The organism is Corynebacterium tuberculostearicum (assembly GCF_032821615.1).
Taxonomy (GTDB): Bacteria; Actinomycetota; Actinomycetes; order Mycobacteriales; family Mycobacteriaceae; genus Corynebacterium; species Corynebacterium tuberculostearicum_H.
Genome location: NZ_JAVBIF010000040.1, coordinates 1 through 2,753, shown reverse-complemented (window position 1 = coordinate 2,753; position 2,753 = coordinate 1). Strand labels below are relative to the sequence as shown.

1 protein-coding gene and 2 pseudogenes are annotated in these 2,753 nt (G+C 55.5%); 2 read left to right on the top strand and 1 reads right to left on the bottom strand.

Annotated features, from left to right (window positions below):
- Positions 1-100: 100 nt before the first annotated feature.
- Positions 101-595: a hypothetical protein gene (locus RAE09_RS11980; RefSeq protein ID WP_394372011.1), complete on the bottom strand. Its 495-nt coding sequence runs from the start codon at positions 593-595 to the stop codon at positions 101-103.
- A gap of 462 nt (positions 596-1,057) precedes the next feature.
- Between RAE09_RS11980 and RAE09_RS11735 the strand changes: the two are divergent.
- Both RAE09_RS11735 and RAE09_RS11730 read left to right on the top strand, forming a co-directional pair.
- Positions 1,058-1,690: pseudogene (locus RAE09_RS11735) on the top strand (replication initiation protein); the annotation flags it as partial.
- Positions 1,691-1,739: 49 nt separating this feature from the next.
- Positions 1,740-2,635, top strand: a pseudogene (locus RAE09_RS11730) (IS3 family transposase); the annotation flags it as partial.
- Positions 2,636-2,753 lie beyond the last annotated feature (118 nt).

Below are 2,753 nucleotides of genomic sequence, written 5' to 3'. Positions count from 1 at the left end.
TCAGACAGGGACGAAAACAAGCCATACCGAAGCCAGCGACTAGTTCCACTGCAACAAGGCAGAAGGAACGCAGATAAACATAGCCTGCCCCAGCATGGGGCTAGGAGTACGAATCCTGAGTTCCTTCAAGCGGAACTGCCAACAACGTAATGGGAGATTCTGAGTCTGCAGTGTTGTCGTCGGTAGGTTGCCTCGACGGTTCGGGGGATGGTTCGGGGGCTGGGGTGTCAGATGAGCCGCGCTCTAGCATCAATAGAGCCTTTTGGAGGTCTTCGATGCGGGCTGCGCGTTCTGAGGCCAGTACTTTTTGAGCCTCCAGTTCTTTGCGGAGGGACTGCTCGCGCAGCTCTGCTAATTCGAGTTTGTGGTGCAGATTAAGGGTGTTCAGGTGGTCACCCTGGTCACCTGTGCGGACATGTTCATGGTCACCCTGGTGGTCACCCTGAACACCCCCGTGGTCACCCTCCTGGACGATCAAGTCTTCGGCGGGCGCAGGCTTTCCTGGGCGCAGTCCTGCGACCCCGAGGGACGTTACCGGAATTGCCCATTGACCGTTTATTTTCCGCGCACCGGGAAGCTCTTCTTTGTGCAGCATTCTCATGATCGTGCTGCGGCTTACCCCAGTTTCCTCGGCTGCCTTTCGGGGTGACCACGTGGTCAGGTGAACACCTGCATGGTCACCCTGGTGGTCACCTTTGTGGTCACCCTGGTCAGGCCTGGTCATGCTTTGACCATACTGCGTTCCGGGTGCTGAATCAGAGCGCTGTTTCGGTGTGGCGAGAAAACGAGAAAAAGGGTGGTTTCCCATCGACTGGACGGAGAATCCGCTCTGCCAGGATTCAGCGCACGGCGTAATGCAGGGCGTAAACCACGGCGTAATGCAGGGCGTGGTGCAAAAATATGCCTTCACCTGCGAATTTCTGCGTGTCGTCACTGGAAAATGACACCCGTGTCACTTAGAGTCGGTGAAAGACAGTTAAAAACGAAGAAAGTCACCGGGCGGGCACCCAGTGACTTTCGCTTATCACCCAGCACATCTCTGGGAGAAAGCACGGTCATGAGTTTACAGACTCATGCGCATTCTGCGCATACTAAAACACCTACCCGCGTCGAACCAGACCGCGGCGGACTGGATAACACCCCAGCATCCGCCAGTGACCGCGACTTGCTCCGCGCACACTTAGGCCGCGAGGTACTCCACGGTTCTGTCGGACGGGATTTTTCCAAGTCTTATATGCGTAATGCTGACGGTACGAACTCGCCGCGCATGTATCGCTTCGACACCGAAGCCCTGGGTCGGTGTGAGTACGTCATGCTTACCAGTAAGCAGTACGCTGCCGTCCTAGTCGTTGATGTTGACCAAGTAGGAACCGCCGGCGGCGACCCCGCAGACTTAAACCCGTATGTCCGTGACGTGGTGCGCTCACTTATCACCCACAACATTGGGCCGGCCTGGGTAGGAATCAACCCCACGAACGGTAAAGCCCAGTTCATCTGGCTTATAGACCCGGTCTTTGCTGATCGTGGCGGTAAATCAGCGCAGATGAAGCTACTGGCAGCAACCACTCGCGTACTGGGTGAGCTTTTAGACCATGACCCGAACTTTTCCCACAGGTTTAGCCGCAACCCTTTTTACACGGGAAAAGCTCCGACCGCTTATCGTTGGTACAGGCAGCACAACCGGGTGATGTGAAGCGTCCTGGGTTTAGTTCCTACCTCAGCTAAGGAAGGATTGAACTATGCCTAGAAAGTATTCCGTCGAGTTCAAGGAGAAGGCGGTCCATCAGATCATCGAAATGGTCCGCCTGGAGTCTTGCTCACTGCAACGCGCCTACACAGAGGTCGGTGAGCTGCTTGGAGTATCTCACCACACGTTGCGGGCCTGGTACCGTGACAGCGCCTCAGTACGCGATAATTCTGACGCTTCAGGCGGCGAAACAATGGAAGAAGAACTCAGGCGTCTGCGCCGCGAAAACCGCGAACTGAAACGAGCAAACGGGATTCTTAAAACTGCTTCGGCTTTTTTCGCAGCGGAACTCGACCGACCCACGACCAAATGATCTCCTACATCGACGCGTACAAAGATCAATTTGGGGTCGAGGCCATCTGCCGAGTCCTGAAACAAGCAGATCGTGGATTCATTACTTCACGCGGCTACCGCAAAGCCACCACACGTGTTCCCAGCGCAAGAGCCTTAAGCGATAGCCTGCTCATCCCAGAGATACAGCGTGTGCATGCGGAGAATTTCTCGGTCTACGGCATCCGCAAAATGTGGCACGCGATGAACCGCGAAGGCTTTCATATTGGTCGCGACAAGACCGCACGTCTGATGAAACTTGCAGGTGTTTCTGGCCGCAGACGTGGGCGAACCCCAATAACAACGGTAAGCCCGAAGACACCGGATCATCGCCCGGACCTAGTGCGCCGAAACTTCCGTGCGCAGGCACCAGGCAGGCTTTGGGTTGCCGACATTACCTACGTTCGCACCCTGTCAGGATTCGCCTACACCGCGTTTGTCGTGGATGTCTTCAGCCGAAAAATTGTTGGTGTTGCTACACGCTCGACAATGCGCACCGATGCGCTGCCCATGGAGGCATTGGAACATGCGTTAACGACTGCAGGACGAATCCATGGTGGGGTTGCCCGCAAATCGTGGACACGTAGTGGGGCTACCTAGTGCTTAGGCAGCTATTTCTTTTCTACTGGTGGTTAGACCAATGTGGTTTTCGAAGTCGACGGGGCTGACCATCCCT

Bases quoted from the DNA above. Each gene is read 5' to 3' on its own strand.
- RAE09_RS11980 (WP_394372011.1), bottom strand. From the start codon at position 595: ATGCTGCACAAAGAAGAGCTTCCCGGTGCGCGGAAAATAAACGGTCAA.